General features: G+C 77.1%; 14 protein-coding genes. 11 read left to right on the top strand and 3 right to left on the bottom strand.

Annotated features, from left to right (window positions below; genetic code table 11):
- Positions 1-1305: 1305 nt before the first annotated feature.
- The gene (locus PGN05_RS23900; RefSeq protein ID WP_419755078.1) at positions 1306-2151 is read left to right on the top strand and encodes a tetratricopeptide repeat protein; all 846 of its coding nucleotides are present in this window, start codon (positions 1306-1308) and stop codon (positions 2149-2151) included.
- 92 nt (positions 2152-2243) lie between these two features.
- Positions 2244-2603, top strand: coding sequence for a single-stranded DNA-binding protein (locus PGN05_RS23895; RefSeq protein ID WP_419755077.1), 360 nt, complete (start codon positions 2244-2246; stop codon positions 2601-2603).
- An 8-nt stretch (positions 2604-2611) separates the two neighbouring features.
- Here PGN05_RS23895 and PGN05_RS23890 read toward each other — a convergent pair whose 3' ends face one another.
- Positions 2612-3925 (bottom strand): DUF1015 family protein, encoded by a 1314-nt coding sequence (locus PGN05_RS23890; protein WP_419755076.1) that lies wholly within the window; start codon positions 3923-3925, stop codon positions 2612-2614.
- Between the two features lie 108 nt (positions 3926-4033).
- Here PGN05_RS23890 and PGN05_RS23885 point away from each other — a divergent pair, with 108 nt between their 5' ends.
- Together PGN05_RS23885 and PGN05_RS23880 are read left to right on the top strand one after the other, a co-directional pair.
- Positions 4034-4429 (top strand): tetratricopeptide repeat protein, encoded by a 396-nt coding sequence (locus tag PGN05_RS23885; RefSeq protein ID WP_419755075.1) that lies wholly within the window; start codon positions 4034-4036, stop codon positions 4427-4429.
- Positions 4426-5511, top strand: coding sequence for an HAD-IIA family hydrolase (locus tag PGN05_RS23880; protein WP_419755074.1), 1086 nt, complete (start codon positions 4426-4428; stop codon positions 5509-5511). The genes PGN05_RS23885 and PGN05_RS23880 overlap by 4 nt, the downstream gene beginning before the upstream one ends.
- Before the next feature lie 16 nt (positions 5512-5527).
- On the opposite strand, the gene PGN05_RS23875 is transcribed toward PGN05_RS23880, so the two are convergent.
- On the bottom strand, positions 5528-5845 hold the full coding sequence (locus PGN05_RS23875; protein ID WP_419755073.1) for an alkyl sulfatase C-terminal domain-containing protein: 318 nt from the start codon (positions 5843-5845) through the stop codon (positions 5528-5530).
- Positions 5846-6147: 302 nt separating this feature from the next.
- On the opposite strand from PGN05_RS23875, the gene PGN05_RS23870 reads away from it, so the two are divergent.
- The 5 genes from PGN05_RS23870 (at position 6148) to PGN05_RS23850 (ending at position 10885) form a co-directional block, all read left to right on the top strand.
- Positions 6148-6294 (top strand): hypothetical protein, encoded by a 147-nt coding sequence (locus PGN05_RS23870; protein WP_419755072.1) that lies wholly within the window; start codon positions 6148-6150, stop codon positions 6292-6294.
- Complete coding sequence (locus PGN05_RS23865; protein WP_419755071.1) at positions 6294-7091, top strand: TlyA family RNA methyltransferase; 798 nt, start codon at positions 6294-6296, stop codon at positions 7089-7091. Before PGN05_RS23870 ends, PGN05_RS23865 begins: the two co-directional genes overlap by 1 nt.
- Positions 7092-7119: 28 nt before the next feature.
- Complete coding sequence (locus PGN05_RS23860) at positions 7120-8151, top strand: NAD kinase (protein ID WP_419755070.1); 1032 nt, start codon at positions 7120-7122, stop codon at positions 8149-8151.
- Complete coding sequence (gene recN / locus PGN05_RS23855) at positions 8126-10003, top strand: DNA repair protein RecN (protein ID WP_419755069.1); 1878 nt, start codon at positions 8126-8128, stop codon at positions 10001-10003. Before PGN05_RS23860 ends, recN begins: the two co-directional genes overlap by 26 nt.
- Positions 10004-10168: 165 nt before the next feature.
- Positions 10169-10885 (top strand): methylase, encoded by a 717-nt coding sequence (locus tag PGN05_RS23850; protein WP_419755068.1) that lies wholly within the window; start codon positions 10169-10171, stop codon positions 10883-10885.
- Positions 10886-10888: 3 nt separating this feature from the next.
- On the opposite strand, the gene PGN05_RS23845 is transcribed toward PGN05_RS23850, so the two are convergent.
- A complete protein-coding gene (locus PGN05_RS23845; protein ID WP_419755067.1) occupies positions 10889-11779 on the bottom strand; it encodes a TetR/AcrR family transcriptional regulator in 891 nt (296 codons plus the stop codon).
- A 165-nt stretch (positions 11780-11944) separates the two neighbouring features.
- On the opposite strand from PGN05_RS23845, the gene steA reads away from it, so the two are divergent.
- Both steA and PGN05_RS23835 read left to right on the top strand, forming a co-directional pair.
- Positions 11945-13132, top strand: a complete 1188-nt coding sequence (gene steA, locus PGN05_RS23840) for a putative cytokinetic ring protein SteA (protein WP_419755066.1) — start codon at positions 11945-11947, stop codon at positions 13130-13132.
- Positions 13129-14079 (top strand): copper transporter, encoded by a 951-nt coding sequence (locus PGN05_RS23835; RefSeq protein WP_419755065.1) that lies wholly within the window; start codon positions 13129-13131, stop codon positions 14077-14079. The genes steA and PGN05_RS23835 overlap by 4 nt, the downstream gene beginning before the upstream one ends.
- Positions 14080-14494 lie beyond the last annotated feature (415 nt).

The following is a 14494-nucleotide window of genomic DNA, read 5'->3' as shown; positions in this document are numbered from 1 at the left end:
TCATTCCGAACCCGGAAGCTAAGCCTCTCAGCGCCGATGGTACTGCCCTGGAGACGGGGTGGGAGAGTAGGACGCCGCCGGACAACCACTCACGAAACGGGGGTCGGAGCCACGCGCTCCGGCCCCCGTTTCCGTGTTTCCTGCACATCTCTCCAGCACCGTGAGTGCTCCACCCGGCATCGAGGTACGCACACAGTCATGACTTCTCCTCGACGAGGCGCCGGCGGCACCGGCGGACAGGGTCCCCGCGGCGGTGGCCGCGGCGCGGGCCAGGGCCGCCAGGGTCAGGGCCGCCAGCAGGGCGGGGCCGGTGGCGCCCGAGGCGGCTCGAGCGGACGCGGTTCCGAGGGCTCGTGGCAGGGGCGTCGGGCTTCGGGGGAGCGCCCGAGCGGGGCGGGCCGCCCGGAGTGGCAGGAGCGCCGACCCTCCGGAGACGCCCCCCAGCGCTCCGGCGGGCCCCGGAGCGGGGGGCAGGAGCGCCGTCCGGCACAGCCCGAGCGGGGCACTGGGCAGGATCGTCGGACGCAGGGGGCGGGCGCCGCGCAGGGTGACTGGCGTGAGCGCCGTCCCTCGGGCGGGCGTCCGCCGGCGTCCGAGGGGACGCGGGGGAACTGGCAGGAGCGCCGTCCCTCGAGCGGCCGTCCCGAGCGGTCCGGCGGACCGCGCGGTGAGTGGCAGGACCGGCGTCCGACCGGCGATCGACCGCAGCGCCCGGGGGGTCCCCGGGGGGAGTGGCAGGAGCGGCGTCCGCAGGGTGCGGGGTCCACGGGCGGGGACTGGCGTGAGCGCCGCCCCGCCGGCGACCGGCCGCAGCGCCCGGCGGGTGCCCGTGGGGACTGGCAGGGACGCCGCCCGGCCGGTGACCGGCCGCAGCGCCCGGCGGGTGCTCGTGGGGACTGGCAGGAGCGCCGTCCCGCCGGCGATCGACCGCAGCGCCCGGCGGGCACACGCGGGGAGTGGCAGGAGCGGCGTCCGCAGGGTGCGGGGTCCGCGGGCGGGGACTGGCGTGAGCGCCGTCCCGCCGGCGACCGGCCGCAGCGCCCGGCGGGCACACGCGGGGAGTGGCAGGAGCGGCGACCGGCCGGCGACGACCCGCAGCGGCCCGCGAGCCCGCGCGGCGACTGGCAGGAACGTCGTCCGCACCGCGGCAGCGGCGGAGCTCAGGGACGGAACTGGCAGGATCGCCATCCCTCGGACGACCGGCGCGGCCGGCCCGAGCGCGGCCCGCGCCCCGAGCGCACGCCGCCGGCCCCCTCGGGTCCGGAGATCCCGGACTGGGCCGACGCTCGCGACCTCGACCCCGCCGTGCGCTCCGCGCTGCGCGGGCTGGAGTCCCGCAACGCCGAGCGGGTGGCCCGCCACCTCGTCGCGGCGGGGACGCTCGTCGACGACCAGCCCGACGAGGCCCTGGCCCACGCCCGCGCGGCTCGTGACCGGGCATCGCGCATCGGCGCCGTTCGGGAGGCCGTCGGCGTCACCGCGTACCACGCCGGTGACTACGCCGAGGCGGCGCGCGAGCTGCGCGCCTACCGGCGGATGAGCGGCGATGACACCTACCGAGCCGTGCTCGCGGACTGCGAGCGCGCGCTCGGCCGCCCTGAGGTGGCCCTGCGGCTCGTCCGTGAGGCCTTCGGCGAGTCCCCGGACGCCGCCGAGGCCGTCGAGCTGCGACTGGTCGAGGCCGGGGCCCGTCGGGACCTCGATGAGCTGCCGGCGGCACGCCTGGTCCTCGAAGGCGCCCTGGGCGGCCGGCCGCGACCGGAGTCGGTCGACCTGACCGATCCCGGGGTGCTGCGGCTCGCGTCCGCGTACGCCGACCTGCTCTCCGCCAGTGGCGACCGGGCGTCGGCCGACGCCTGGGAGGAGGCCGTGGCCGCCCACACCCCCGAGGAGCCGGACGTCGAGTTCTCCGAGGAGGAGGTCCCCGTCGGCGCCGGTGCCGACGACGACCAGCCCGCTCCTCCGGTGACGGTGGAGGCGGACGACGACGACCTCGCGGACGACGACGACCTGGACGACGACGGGGACCTGGCCGACGACGAGGACCTCGCGGACGACGAGATCGTCATCGACGACGACATCGAGGCCGAGGTCGCCGAACTCCTCGGCGAGATCGACCCGCCCGGGGACGACGCGGGCACCGACCGCTGACATCCCCGGGCCGGCCGTCCACACCCCGGGCTCCGGTCCACAGACCGACGGCGTGCCTGGCCGGCGCACCGGCCTCCGGAGAGGCTGCCGTCATGAGCGTGGCAGTCATCGACCGGAACGACGTCGTCCTCCGCGGGCGGGTCTCTGCACCCGCGGAGCTGCGGACCCTGCCCAGTGGCGACACCCTCGTCACCTTCCGCCTGGTGGTGCGCCGACCCGAACCGCGGGCGCGCGGACAGTCGGTCGACGTCCTCACCTGCATCAGCTACGACCGGGGCCTCCAGCGGCGGATCGCGGCCTGGGGGGCCGGGGACGTCGTGGAGGTGGAGGGCGCCCTCCAGCGGCGCTTCTGGCGCACGCCGACCGGCACCGCCTCGGTGTGCGAGGTGAACTGCCGGCGCGGCCGGAAGGTGCCACGGGCGTCCGGTGGCACGGCGGTCGCCTCGGCGTGAGCCGCGGGTCAGTCGTCGTGCGGGCGGAGCACCAGGCCGGTCCGGGGCTTGGGGACGAACAGGGTGGACTTGCGCGGCATGCGGGCGCCGTCCCGCGCGACGGCGGCGACGTCCGCCGGCGAGGGGGCGCGCAGCAGGACGGCCACACCGCGGCGGGCGGTCGCGCCGGCCAGCGCCTGCTCCACCGTGTGCGCCACCCGCACCGACTCCGGGTCGTCGCTGCGGCCCCACAGCAGCTGGAACAGGCCGTGGTGGGCGAGCACGACGTCGAGCCGGCGCCATGCCGCGGGCGCCTCGGCGGGCACGGCGGCGAGGACGTCGGCCGACGGGTTCCGCAGCACGGCCAGCCGCCGGCCGTCGCTGAGCAGGTACCCGGACTCGGCGGGGTCGGTCAGCCAGCGGTCGACCGCGGCCCGCAGGCCGGCGTCCCCGTTCCCCAGGCCGGCGATCTCCGTCACCGCGAAGCCCGGGGCGGCCGCCTCCAGGGCGTCGTCGAGGAGCAGGTCCGGAACGACCCGGTGGATCGCGTGGACGTGCAGTCCACCGGGCCCCATCGGCGTGACCAGCGCGAGGATGCTGTCCGCCGCTGCCCGGCTGCGGGCGTGCGCCTGCGCGGCCGCGAAGCGGTGGTGGCCGTCGGCGATCACCGCGCCGGTGCGCCCGAGCGCCGTCGCGACGCGGGCCACGAGGACGGGGTCGGTCACCCGCCAGAGGCGGTGGCGGACCCCGTCGGCGTCCTCCACCACCAGCGTCGGGTCCGCCGCCCGAGCGGCATCGGTCAGCTCCGGCACCTCCGGGTCGGGGTCGTGGGCCAGCAGGATCGGCTCCAGGTCGGTGCCGGTCGCGGCCAGCAACGCCCGCCGGCCCTCCACGGCCGGTGGGTAGGTGTCCTCGTGCGGCAGCACGGCCCGGGACCCGGTCGGGGGGATGCTGACGGCGGCCAGCCAGCCCACCGAGGCCGCCGCGCCGCCGGGCGGCGACATCTCGTACACCCACAGCGCCGGGGTCGGATCCCGCTCGAGTACCCCGGCGTCCTCCCAGTCGGCGAGGGTGCGGGCGGCCTGCTCGACCGAGCGCTGCAGCGCATCGGTGGCCGAAGCCCCCGGCGGCGGCGCGACGCGGGGCAGGATGAGGCGCACGACGTTGTGCGGGTCGGCCGCGGCCAGCCGATCCCGGCCCTCCGGCGTCACGAGGTCGTAGGCTGGCGAGCTGACCCGGGCCAGGCGCCCGGGATCTCGTTGCCGGTAGGTCAGGGCGCGGAAGGGCCGGACCTCGAGCCCTGCCGATGCGGGGTGCGGGGAGTCCGCCGACGACGAGGGCACGACGGGAATCGTAGGAGCGTCCTGCTCCGGTCCGCCCTCGCGGCCGGTCCGGGCGCGCAGCCGGCGGGACCTGGACGGGCCGACGGGCGGCGGACGGAGGGGGCGGCGGTGTCCGACACGGGGGTCCCCGGGGGAGACGTCTACGAGTGGTACCAACGCGGACTGCAGCTGCTGGCCAGCGGTGATCCCGCCGCCGCGGCCACACTGCTCGCCCGGGCCGCGGAGGCCGAACCCGGGTCCCGCAGCCTGCTCGAGGCCCTGGCACGGGCCCAGTACGACGCTGGGCGCTACCACGAGGCCATCGACACCTTCGGCGAGCTGATCAGCCGCAACCCGACCGACGACTACGCCCAGTTCGGCCTGGGGCTGGCGGCCAGCCGGGCGGGCGACCTGGAGCTGGCCGCCGAGCACCTGGCCCTGGCCGTCGCCATGCGGCCCGACCTGGGCCACTACACCCGCGCGCTGCGCGGTGTCCGGGCGCGCCGGACGGGAGGTCGCCGGTGACCGTGCCCGTGCCCGGCCTCGCCCGCGGCTGCTCCGGCGCGCCGACCGAGGTCTACGACGTCGCCCTGCTCGACCTCGACGGCGTCGTCTACGTGGGCCCCGACGCGGTCCCCGGTGTCCCGGACGCGCTGGCGGCCGCGCGGGAGGCCGGGATGCGGCTGGGCTTCGTCACCAACAACGCCGCCCGGACGCCCGAGGACGTCGCGGCGCACCTGTCGGCGCTCGGCGTCCGCGCGGACGCCGAGGACGTGATCACCAGCTCCCAGGCGGCGGCCACGGTCGTCGCGGCCCGGCTCGGCGCGGGCGCGCGGGTGCTCCCGGTCGGGGGGCCGGGGGTGGCCACCGCCCTGGAGGCCGCCGGGCTCACCGTGGTGCGGGGGGCCGAGGACCGGCCGGCCGCCGTCGTGCAGGGCTACGGGCGGGAGGTCGGCTGGGCCGAGCTCGCCGAGGCCGTGGTGGCCGTGCGCAACGGCGCCGAGCACGTCGCCACCAACACCGACGCCACGATCCCCTCGCCGCGCGGCCCGCTGCCGGGCAACGGCGCCATGGTGGGGGTGGTCAGCACGGTGACCGGGGTCCGGCCGCTGGTGACCGGCAAGCCCGACCCGGCCATGCACGCCGAGTGCGTGCGCCGCACCGGGGCGCGGCACCCCCTCGTCGTCGGGGACCGGCTCGACACCGACATCGAGGGGAGCCGGCGCGCCGGCGCCGACAGCCTGCTGGTCCTCACCGGGGTCACCGACCCGGCCGCCCTGCTGGCCGCCGGCCCGGACCAGCGCCCCGACCTGCTGGCGCGCGACGCCTCCGGCCTGCTGGACGTCCATCCTGAGGTGGTCCGGGCGGCGGGGACCTGGCGCTGCGGCGCCTGGGCCGTCCGCCCCGTGGGCGAGGACGGCCGGCTGCGGCTGTCGGGGCCCTCCGTGGCCGGGGACCACGCCGGGGACGGGCTGGACGGCCTGCGGGCGCTCTGCGTGGCGCACTGGGCGATCCACCCCCACGACGCGGCCGGAGCCCTCGTGCAGGCCGCGGACGACGCGTCCGCCGCGGCCCTCGTGCGCTGGTCCCTGGGGGGCGCGGAGTGACCGCCCGCCCGGGGCGTCAGAGCATCTTGCGCAGCCGCAGCAGGTCGCGCAGCCCCGCCTCCAGCTTCACCCGGCCCGACGCCCACGCCGGGCCGAAGGACAGCCGACCCTCGGTCAGCGCGACCAGGTCGTCGCTGGCCATGGTCAGCCGGATGTCGGCCTTCTCCAGCGACTGGTCGGCCGGCTCGGCCCGCATCTCGTGCAGCGACCCCCGCGACAGCCGGCCCCGGACGATCTGCCCCAGGTCCGGCAGGGAGCACGACAGGCTCCGGTCCAGCCCCTGCGCCGCCGGATTGGCGGCGAGGTCGCCGAGGATGCCCTTCAGGGCGGTCATGCACTGCTCCATCGTCGCCACGCGGGCACGCCTCCAGCGGGAGTGGGGACCTGGCGGGCGAACGTTAGCCCCGGTCCGCGGGCCGTGCCCGTCGCCCCCGGCCGGTAACCTCGCGAACCGGGACAGCACCCCGGCCGGCGCCCGAGTCCGCGACGCCGTCCGCACCGGCGGCGCCGCACCGCGCCGTGCCCACCACCCCGGAGAGGCCCACGATGACCGAGCCGAGCCGACCGCGACCGGTCCCGGGTCCGCCGCGGCCGGACTCGCGTCCGGCGGGTGGACCGGCGTCGGTCCCCGGCCCGGTGGCGACCGCGGCCCCCGAGTCGCCGGTGGACGACGGTGCGCGCTTCGCCGACCTGGCGCAGCGGCCGGTCGCCGAGCACGTCGCCGTCTACGAGGACGAGTACGCCCGGCTGCAGCGCGAGCTCGGCGCGATCGACCAGCTCTGATGGTGCGCCGCAGCCGACTCGACGCCGAGCTGGTGCGGCGGGGGCTGGCCCGTTCCCGCGAGCACGCCGTCGCGCTGATCTCCGAGGGGCGGGTGGCCGTCTCCGGGCAGGCCGCCACCAAGCCCGCGACCGGCGTCGACGCGAACACGCCGGTCGTGGTCCGTACCGACCCGGACGAGCCCAGCTGGGTCTCCCGCGGCGCGCACAAGCTGCTGGGTGCCCTCGAGGCCTTCCCGGTGCCGGTCGAGGGCCGGCGCGCGCTGGACGCCGGGGCGTCGACGGGGGGCTTCACCGAGGTCCTGCTGACCCGGGGCGCGCGCGAGGTCGTCGCCGTCGACGTCGGCTACGGCGAGCTGGCCTGGTCGCTGCGCACCGACGACCGGGTCACCGTCCTGGAGCGCACCAACGTGCGCACGCTCACCCCGGAGGCGGTCGGCGGCCCGGTCGACCTGGTGGTGGCCGACCTGAGCTTCATCTCCCTGCGGCTGGTGCTGCCCGCCCTCACCGGCTGCGCGACCGCCGCCTCCGACCTGCTGCCCATGGTGAAGCCGCAGTTCGAGGTCGGACGCGAGCGGCTGGGGTCCGGGGGCGTGGTCCGCGACCCCGCGCACCGGCAGGCCGCGGTGCTGGACGTGGCCCGGGTGGCAGCCGAGCTCGGCTGGGGTACGGCCGGGGTGGTGGCCAGCCCGCTGCCCGGGCCGGCCGGCAACGTGGAGTTCTTCCTCTGGCTGCGCCGGGACGCCGGGCCGCCGCGCGAGGAGGACGTCCGCCGCGCCGTCGAGGAAGGACCATCGTGAAGCAGACCGGCGCTCCCGAGGAGGTCGCGTGACCGAGACCAGCCCCGCGCTGTGGCCCAGTGGCACCCGGCACGTCCTGCTCGCCGTGCACACCGGGCGCAGCGACATCGTCGAACTGGCCCGCAGCTCCGCCGCCCGCCTGGCCAAGGGCGGGATCACCGTGCGGCTGCTCGAGGACGAGGCCCCCGACCTCGGCATCGAGGGCGCGGAGGTGGTCCCGGCCGATGCCGAGGCCGCCCGTGGTGCGGAGATCGTCATGGTGTTCGGCGGCGACGGGACGTTCCTGCGCGCCGCCGAGCTGGCCCGCTACAGCAACGCCGCGCTCATGGGGGTCAACCTCGGCCGGGTGGGTTTCCTCGCCGAGACCGAGCCGGAGGCCGTGGAGGAGACCCTCACCGCGATCGAGCGCTGCGAGTACTCGGTCGAGAAGCGGCTGGCCATCGAGGTGGACGTCCTCGACGCCACCGGAGCGGTCGTCGGAGGCACGTGGGCGCTCAACGAGGCGTCGGTGGAGAAGAGCGAGCGCTCCCGGGTCCTGGACGTGGTGGTGGCCATCGACGGCCGCCCGCTGACCAGTTTCGGCTGCGACGGCGTCCTGTTCTCCACGCCCACCGGGTCCACCGCCTACGCCTTCTCCGCGGGCGGCCCGGTCGTCTGGCCCGACGTCGAGGCGATGCTCGTGGTCCCTTCCAACGCCCACGCGCTGTTCTCCCGCCCGCTGGTGACCTCCCCGGACTCGGTGCTCACCGTGGCGATCCCCGCCGACGGCAACCGCGCCCGGGTCTCCGCCGACGGGCGCCGTGCGCTGGAGGTGCCCGAGGGCGGACGCGTCGAGGTCCGCCGGGCGGCCCGCCCCGTGCGCATCGCCCGGGTGCACCCGTCGACCTTCGGGGACCGGCTGGTCGCCAAGTTCGGACTGCCGGTGCGCGGCTTCCGGGACGCCCGCACCCACGACCCGGGCCACGAGCTGACCCCGGGACGCGACGTGCTCACCCGCGGCATCGTCCGCGCCGACCCCGGAACGGAGGGTCGCGATGGCGGCACGGACGACGACGCGTGACAAGCGGCCGGCCCGATCGGCGGCCGCCGCGGCCGAGGCGGCGGTCGGGCTCGCCGCGGACGTGCCTGCGGCGTCCCCGGACGGACCGGGTGCCGGGGCCGGCACGCGCGGGCGGCTGGGGCGGCTGACCGAGCTGCGCATCCGCGGGCTCGGCGCGATCGACGACGTCACCCTCGAGTTCGGCCACGGCCTGACCGTCGTCACCGGCGAGACCGGCGCGGGCAAGACGATGGTCGTCACCGGCCTCACGCTGCTGTTCGGCGGCCGCGCCGACCCCGGCCGGGTGCGGGCCAACGGCCGGGCCGGCGTCGAGGGCCGCCTCGCGCTGCCGGCCGACTCGCCGGTGTGGGAGCGGGCCGCCGAGGCCGGGGCGGACCCCGACGACGACGGCTCGCTGATCCTCGCCCGCACGGTGAGCGCCGAGGGGCGGTCGCGGGCCCACCTCGGCGGGCGCAGCGTGCCGGTCGGCGTGATCGCCGAGCTGGCCGAGGGGCTGCTGGCCGTGCACGGGCAGAGCGACCAGCTGCGGCTGTCCCGCCCGGCCGAGCAGCGGCGCGCGCTGGACCGCTACGCCGGCCCGGCCCACCTCGAGCTGCTCGACCGGTACCGGGAGGCGCACGCCCACTGGCGGGGGCTGGCCGCCGACCTCGACCGCCGCCGCGGCCAGGCGCGCGAGCTCGCCCAGGCCGCCGACGTCCTCCGGCACGGGCTGGAGGAGATCGAGGCCGCCGCGCCCCAGCCCGGCGAGGACGAGGAGCTCGACGCCCAGGCCCGGCGGCTCAGCGACGCCGACGCCCTGCGCGCGGCCGCCGACGAGGCCCGCATGGCCCTGGTCGGTGACGTGACGGGCGACCTCGTCAGCGACGACCTCCCGCAGGACGCCGGAGCGGCGCTGGCCATCGCCGAGCGGGCCCTGGCCGCCTCCGACGACCCCACGCTGGTGATGCTCGCCCAGGACCTCGCCGACGCCGTCGCCGTGGTCTCCGACGTGGCCGGGCAGCTCGCCGGCTACGTCGCCGACCTGGACGCCGACCCCGCCCGGCTGGCCGAGGTGATGGACCGGCGCGCGGCCCTCACCGCGCTCGTCCGCAAGTACGCCGACGTCGGCGAGGGCGTCGGCGGCGTGCTGGCGTGGGCGGAGGACGCCCGCAGCCGCCTGGCCGAGCTGGACGTCTCCGACGAGGCGCTGGAGGCGCTGGAGGCCGCGCGCGACACGGCCCGCGCCGAGGTCGACGACCTGGGCGCCCGGGTGTCGGCCGGCCGGCGCGCGGCGGCCGACGGGTTCGCCGCCGAGGTCGGCCGGGAGCTGGCCGGGCTGGCGATGAAGAGCGCCAGCGTCTCCTTCTCCATCGACAGCGACCCGGCGGCGCCCGGCCCGGAGGGCATCGACGAGGTGGCCCTGCTCATGGCCGCCCACCCGGGCGCCCCGCCGCGGCCGGTGCACAAGGGCGCCTCCGGCGGCGAGCTGTCCCGCGTGATGCTGGCCATCGAGGTCGTCTTCGCCGGTGCGGACCCCGTTCCGGTCATGGTGTTCGACGAGGTCGACGCCGGCGTCGGCGGCCAGGCGGCCGGCGAGATCGGCCGCCGCCTGGCGCGCCTGGCCCGCGACCACCAGGTCGTCGTCGTCACCCACCTGGCGCAGGTCGCGGCGTTCGCCGACACCCACCTGGTCGTGGACAAGTCCCCGGACACCGGGGCGGGCGTGACCGCGACCGACATCCGCGCCGTCGACGGGGAGGACCGGGTGCGCGAACTGGCGCGGATGCTGTCCGGGCTGACCGACAGCGACACCGGCCAGGCGCACGCCCGCGAGCTGCTCTCGGTCGCGGCGACCGCCCGCGCCGCCGCGTAGGGCGGGGCAGCCGCGTCGGCCGGGCGGCGTGAGCATCGCCCGGCCGGGGGACCCGGGGAGTGCAGCGCCGGGGACGGGGTAGTGGTCGGTCGTGCACGATCTTTCCGCGGTCCCCGCCGTCCGGCCGCCCGCCGCAGCCACCGCCGTCCTCCTCGACGCCGCCCGGTGAGCTGCTTCGACGCCGCGGACGAGTCCGCGCACTACGGGTTCTCCGTCTGCATGCTGCTGCAGCAGTACCGCGAGCAGCTGCGGTGGGCGGAGGAGGGCGTGGTCGAGCTCGGCACCGGCGACGCCACCGCGATCGCCGACGTCGTCGCCGGGCTGCCCGACCTGCGGGTGACGAGCTTCGACATCAGCGCGCCGTCCGTCGAGACGGCCCGTCGCAACATCGCCGAGCGCGGGGTCGCCGACCGCTACACCGTCGAGCTCGGCGACTTCTTCGACCGCGCGGACTCCGCCGGTGGGCCGCCGGTGTCCACGGTCATCGCCAACCCGCCCTACATCCCGGCGCCGGACCGCGACATCCTCATGCCCGAGCTCTGGGGCGGCGTGCACGGCAACGACCTGGTGCTGCAGCTGCTCAAGGCCGGGTACCCGAACGTCGTCTGCGCCGTTCCCAGCTACGCCGACCCGGGGACCACCGTGCGCACCGCCACGGACCTGGGCTACCGGGTCGCCAACTTCCTCGCCATGGGCCTGGACTACGGCCGGTACAGCTCCGAGCCGAAGGTGCGCGAGCACATCCGCCGGATGTGCGCCGAGGGACGCGGCTGGGCCGGGGACGACGAGTACATGGTCGCCGTGGCGCTGTTCACCCAGGAGCCGGCGATCCGCGGCGACCGGTCGGTCCAGCTGCTGCGGGCCCTCCAGCTGCCCGGCTGACGCTCAGCGCCGCTTGGCGTACCCGGCCAGCCCGAACTGGAGCAGGGCCAGGCCCCGCTCGCCGCGCGCCCGCAGCTCGGCGGACAGCTCCGGCCCCGGGACGCCGGCCAGCACGCGGTCGCGGGCCAGCTCGAGCAGCGCCGCGTAGAGCCCGAGCACCGAGTGGGCGGCCAGCCACGGCGACAGCTCGCCGGGCTCGGCCCGGGTCTCCTCGGCGATCAGCTCGGCGAGCGCCACGGTCAGCTCGCCGATGATCTCCCGCTCGCGGACCTGCAGCGTCCGGCTGCCGCGGATCACCCGGGCCATCTCCGCCACGCCGGCGGCGGCCTCGGGCGCGCCGAGCCCGCTCATGGCCCGGACGACGAAGGTGCCCGCCGCCGCGGTGACCGACTCGCCGGCCGGCCGGCTGCGCACCGCGTCGAGCAGCGCGGCGCGCATCGGCGGGTCGGCCTCGAAGACCAGGCCCTCCTTGACCGGGAAGTGGTTGAACACCGTCTTCTCGACCACGCCCGCCCGCTGGGCGATCTCCACCACGCTCACCGCGTCGAAGCCGCGCTCGGCGAACAGCTCGGCCGCGGCGTCGACGATGGCGGCGCGGGTCTGCTGCCGGCGGCGCTCACGCAGCCCGGGACCGCGCAGTCCCCGTCGGCTGCGGCGGCCGCGGGCCGGCTCTTCGGCGGCGGCCGCGGGGGAGGCGGTGCCCGCGGGTGCGGCGGGGGACGTGACGCCCGGCAGCGGCGGCGGGGGCGGGGCCGCCAGCCGCACGACGTCGTCATCAGTGACGGAACCCACGTCGGGCGCGGAGGCCTCCACGGCGGCCGTCCCCTCCGGCGGGTCCGCCTGCAGGACGTCGTCCTCGGATGTGCTGCCGACCGCATGCGCCCCTCGTGTCACCCCCGCCACGCTAGCCAGCCGACCTGGGACATCCGGCGGGGAGATGCCACACATCCGGCCCGGCGTGTCGGCTTGCCCGTGGTGTCGGACACGCTCCGTGACCGCGGGCTTGCCGGTGCGCGTCGGACGGCGGCGCGTCGGAGCAGCCGTGGGAGGGTGTAGGCCATGCGCATCGGCTCCCTCCGCCGCGGCCGGGCTCCGGAATCGGCACCCGGCGTGGCCGGCACCGTGCGCCTCGACCGCCGCACCAAGAACCTCACCAAGCGGCTGCGCCCGGGCGACATCGCGGTCATCGACCACGTCGACATCGACCGGGTCAGCGCCGACTCGCTGGTGGCCTGCCGGGTCGCCGCGGTCGTCAACGCCGCCGCCAGCACCTCCGGCCGCTATCCCAACCTCGGCCCCGAGATCCTCACCAACGCCGGCATCCCGCTCGTCGACAACGTCGGCAAGGAGGTGCTCTCCGCGGTCCGGGAGGGCGCCCAGGTGCGCCTCGACGGCGACACCCTGTACCTGGAGGACGGCACCGTCCTCGCCAAGGGCACCGAGCAGACCCCCGAGACCATCGCCGAGGCGATGGCCGAGGCCAAGGCCGGGCTCTCGGTGCAGTTGGAGGCGTTCGCCACCAACACCATGGAGTACATGAAGCGCGAGCGCGCGCTGCTGCTCGACGGCGTGGGCGTGCCCGACGTCGCCACCCAGATCGAGGGCCGGCACGTCCTCGTGGTCGTCCGCGGGTACGACTACAAGGAGGACCTGCAGGCGCTGCGGTCCTACATCCGTGACTACCGGCCGGTGCTCATCGGCGTGGACGGCGGCGCCGACGCGCTCGTGGAGGCCGGCTACCGGCCGGACATGATCATCGGCGACATGGACTCGGTGAGCGACGACGTCCTGCGCTCGGGCGCCGAGGTGGTCGTGCACGCCTACGCCGACGGGCGGGCCCCGGGCCTGGCCCGCGTCCAGGACCTCGGCGTCGAGGCCATCACCTTCCCGGCCGCGGCCACCAGCGAGGACATCGCGATGCTGCTGGCCGACGAGAAGGGCGCCAAGCTGATCGTCGCCGTCGGCACCCACGCCACCCTGGTCGAGTTCCTCGACAAGGGCCGCGGGGGCATGGCCTCCACCTTCCTCACCCGGCTGCGCCTGGGCGGCAAGCTCGTCGACGCCAAGGGCGTCAGCCGGCTCTACCGCAGCCGCATCTCGACGACGGCGCTGGTCGTCCTCGTCCTGGCCGCCTTCCTCGCGATCGGGTCGACGCTCGCGGTGTCGGCGGCCGGCCGGGTGTACCTCGACCTGCTGCTCGACCAATGGAACAGCTTCGTGTTCTGGCTGGAGAACCTCTTCACGTGATCGACTTCCGCTACCACCTGGTCTCGCTCATCGCGGTGTTCCTGGCCGTGGCACTCGGCATCGTCATCGGCACCACGCAGCTCAACGGGCCGATCCTCGCCGACCTGGAGACCCAGGTGACCGCGCTCGAGCAGGACAAGCGGTCGCTGGAGGACCAGACCCAGACCCTGCAGACGCAGCTGGACACCAGCGACGCCTTCCAGGACGCCGTCGCCCCGGTGCTGGTCGCCGGCAGCCTCGCCGGGCGCAGCGTCGTCCTCGTCGTCTCCGGGGACGAGGTCGCCCCGGAGACCGTCGAGGAGGTCGGCGCGCTCGTCGGCCAGGCCGGCGGGACGCTGACCGGCACCCTGCGGCTGACGCCCGAGTACAGCGACCCGGCGACCGCGGCCAGCCTGCAGAGCTACGTCACCGGCCCGGGCCTGCCCACCGGGATGCGGCTCCCCGAGACCGACGACACCGGCCAGCTGGTCGGCGCGCTGCTGGCCCAGGTGCTCATGCGCCCCGCCACCCCCGGCGCGCCCGAGCCGAACACCGCCGCGCTCTCCTCCGTGCTCGCCGGCCTCTCCGCCCTGGAGGTGCTCAGCGTCGACTCGGCGTCGGTGACCCCGGCCGACTACGCCGTCGTCCTGACCGCCGGCGTCGCCGCCGACGAGGCCGAGGCCCGGACCGACACCCTGATCGACCTCGCCGTCGCGCTGGACACCGCGGGCTCCGGCGCGGTGGTGGCCGGGGACGGCGCGGCGGCCGGGGAGGGCGGTCTCGTGGAGGCCGTGCGCGCCGACCCCGAGACCTCCGCCGCGGTGTCCACCGTGGACAACGTCGACGCCTCGTCCGGCCGGATCAGCACCGTCCTCGCGCTCGGCCGGGAGAGCGAGGGCACCTCGGGCAAGTACGGCACCGGCGAGGACACCCAGCCGGTGCCGCCGGTCGCGGTCGCCACCCCGTGAGCCGCCCGGCCGATGCCGGTGCGCGACGGCGGGCCCGGCTGGTGCTGGCCGGCGCGGCCGCCGCGCGGCTCGGCCTGCTGGCCGCCGGCGGGCTGACCGCGCGGCCGGCCGGCGCACCGTGGCGGCGGACCAACTACGCCGGCCGTCCGGTGACCCTCCTCGGCGGGCCGGCGCTCGCGCTGGCCGCGACGGCGACGGCGGGGGGCGGGGGCCCGGCCGGCCCCCCCCCCCCCCCCCCGCCCCCCGGCGGCGGAAGGGCCGGACCTCGAGCCCTGGCGATGCGGGGTGCGGGGAGTCCGACGACGACGAGGGCACGACGGGAATCGTAGGAGCGTCCTGCTCCGGTCCGCCCACGCGGCCGGTCCGGGCGCGCAGCCGGCGGGACCTGGACGGGCCGACGGGCGGCGGACGGAGG

The sequence above is a fragment of the Geodermatophilus sp. CPCC 206100 genome (assembly GCF_048569675.1).
Lineage (GTDB): Bacteria > Actinomycetota > Actinomycetes > Mycobacteriales > Geodermatophilaceae > Geodermatophilus.
This window is presented reverse-complemented; position numbering and strand designations above follow the sequence as displayed.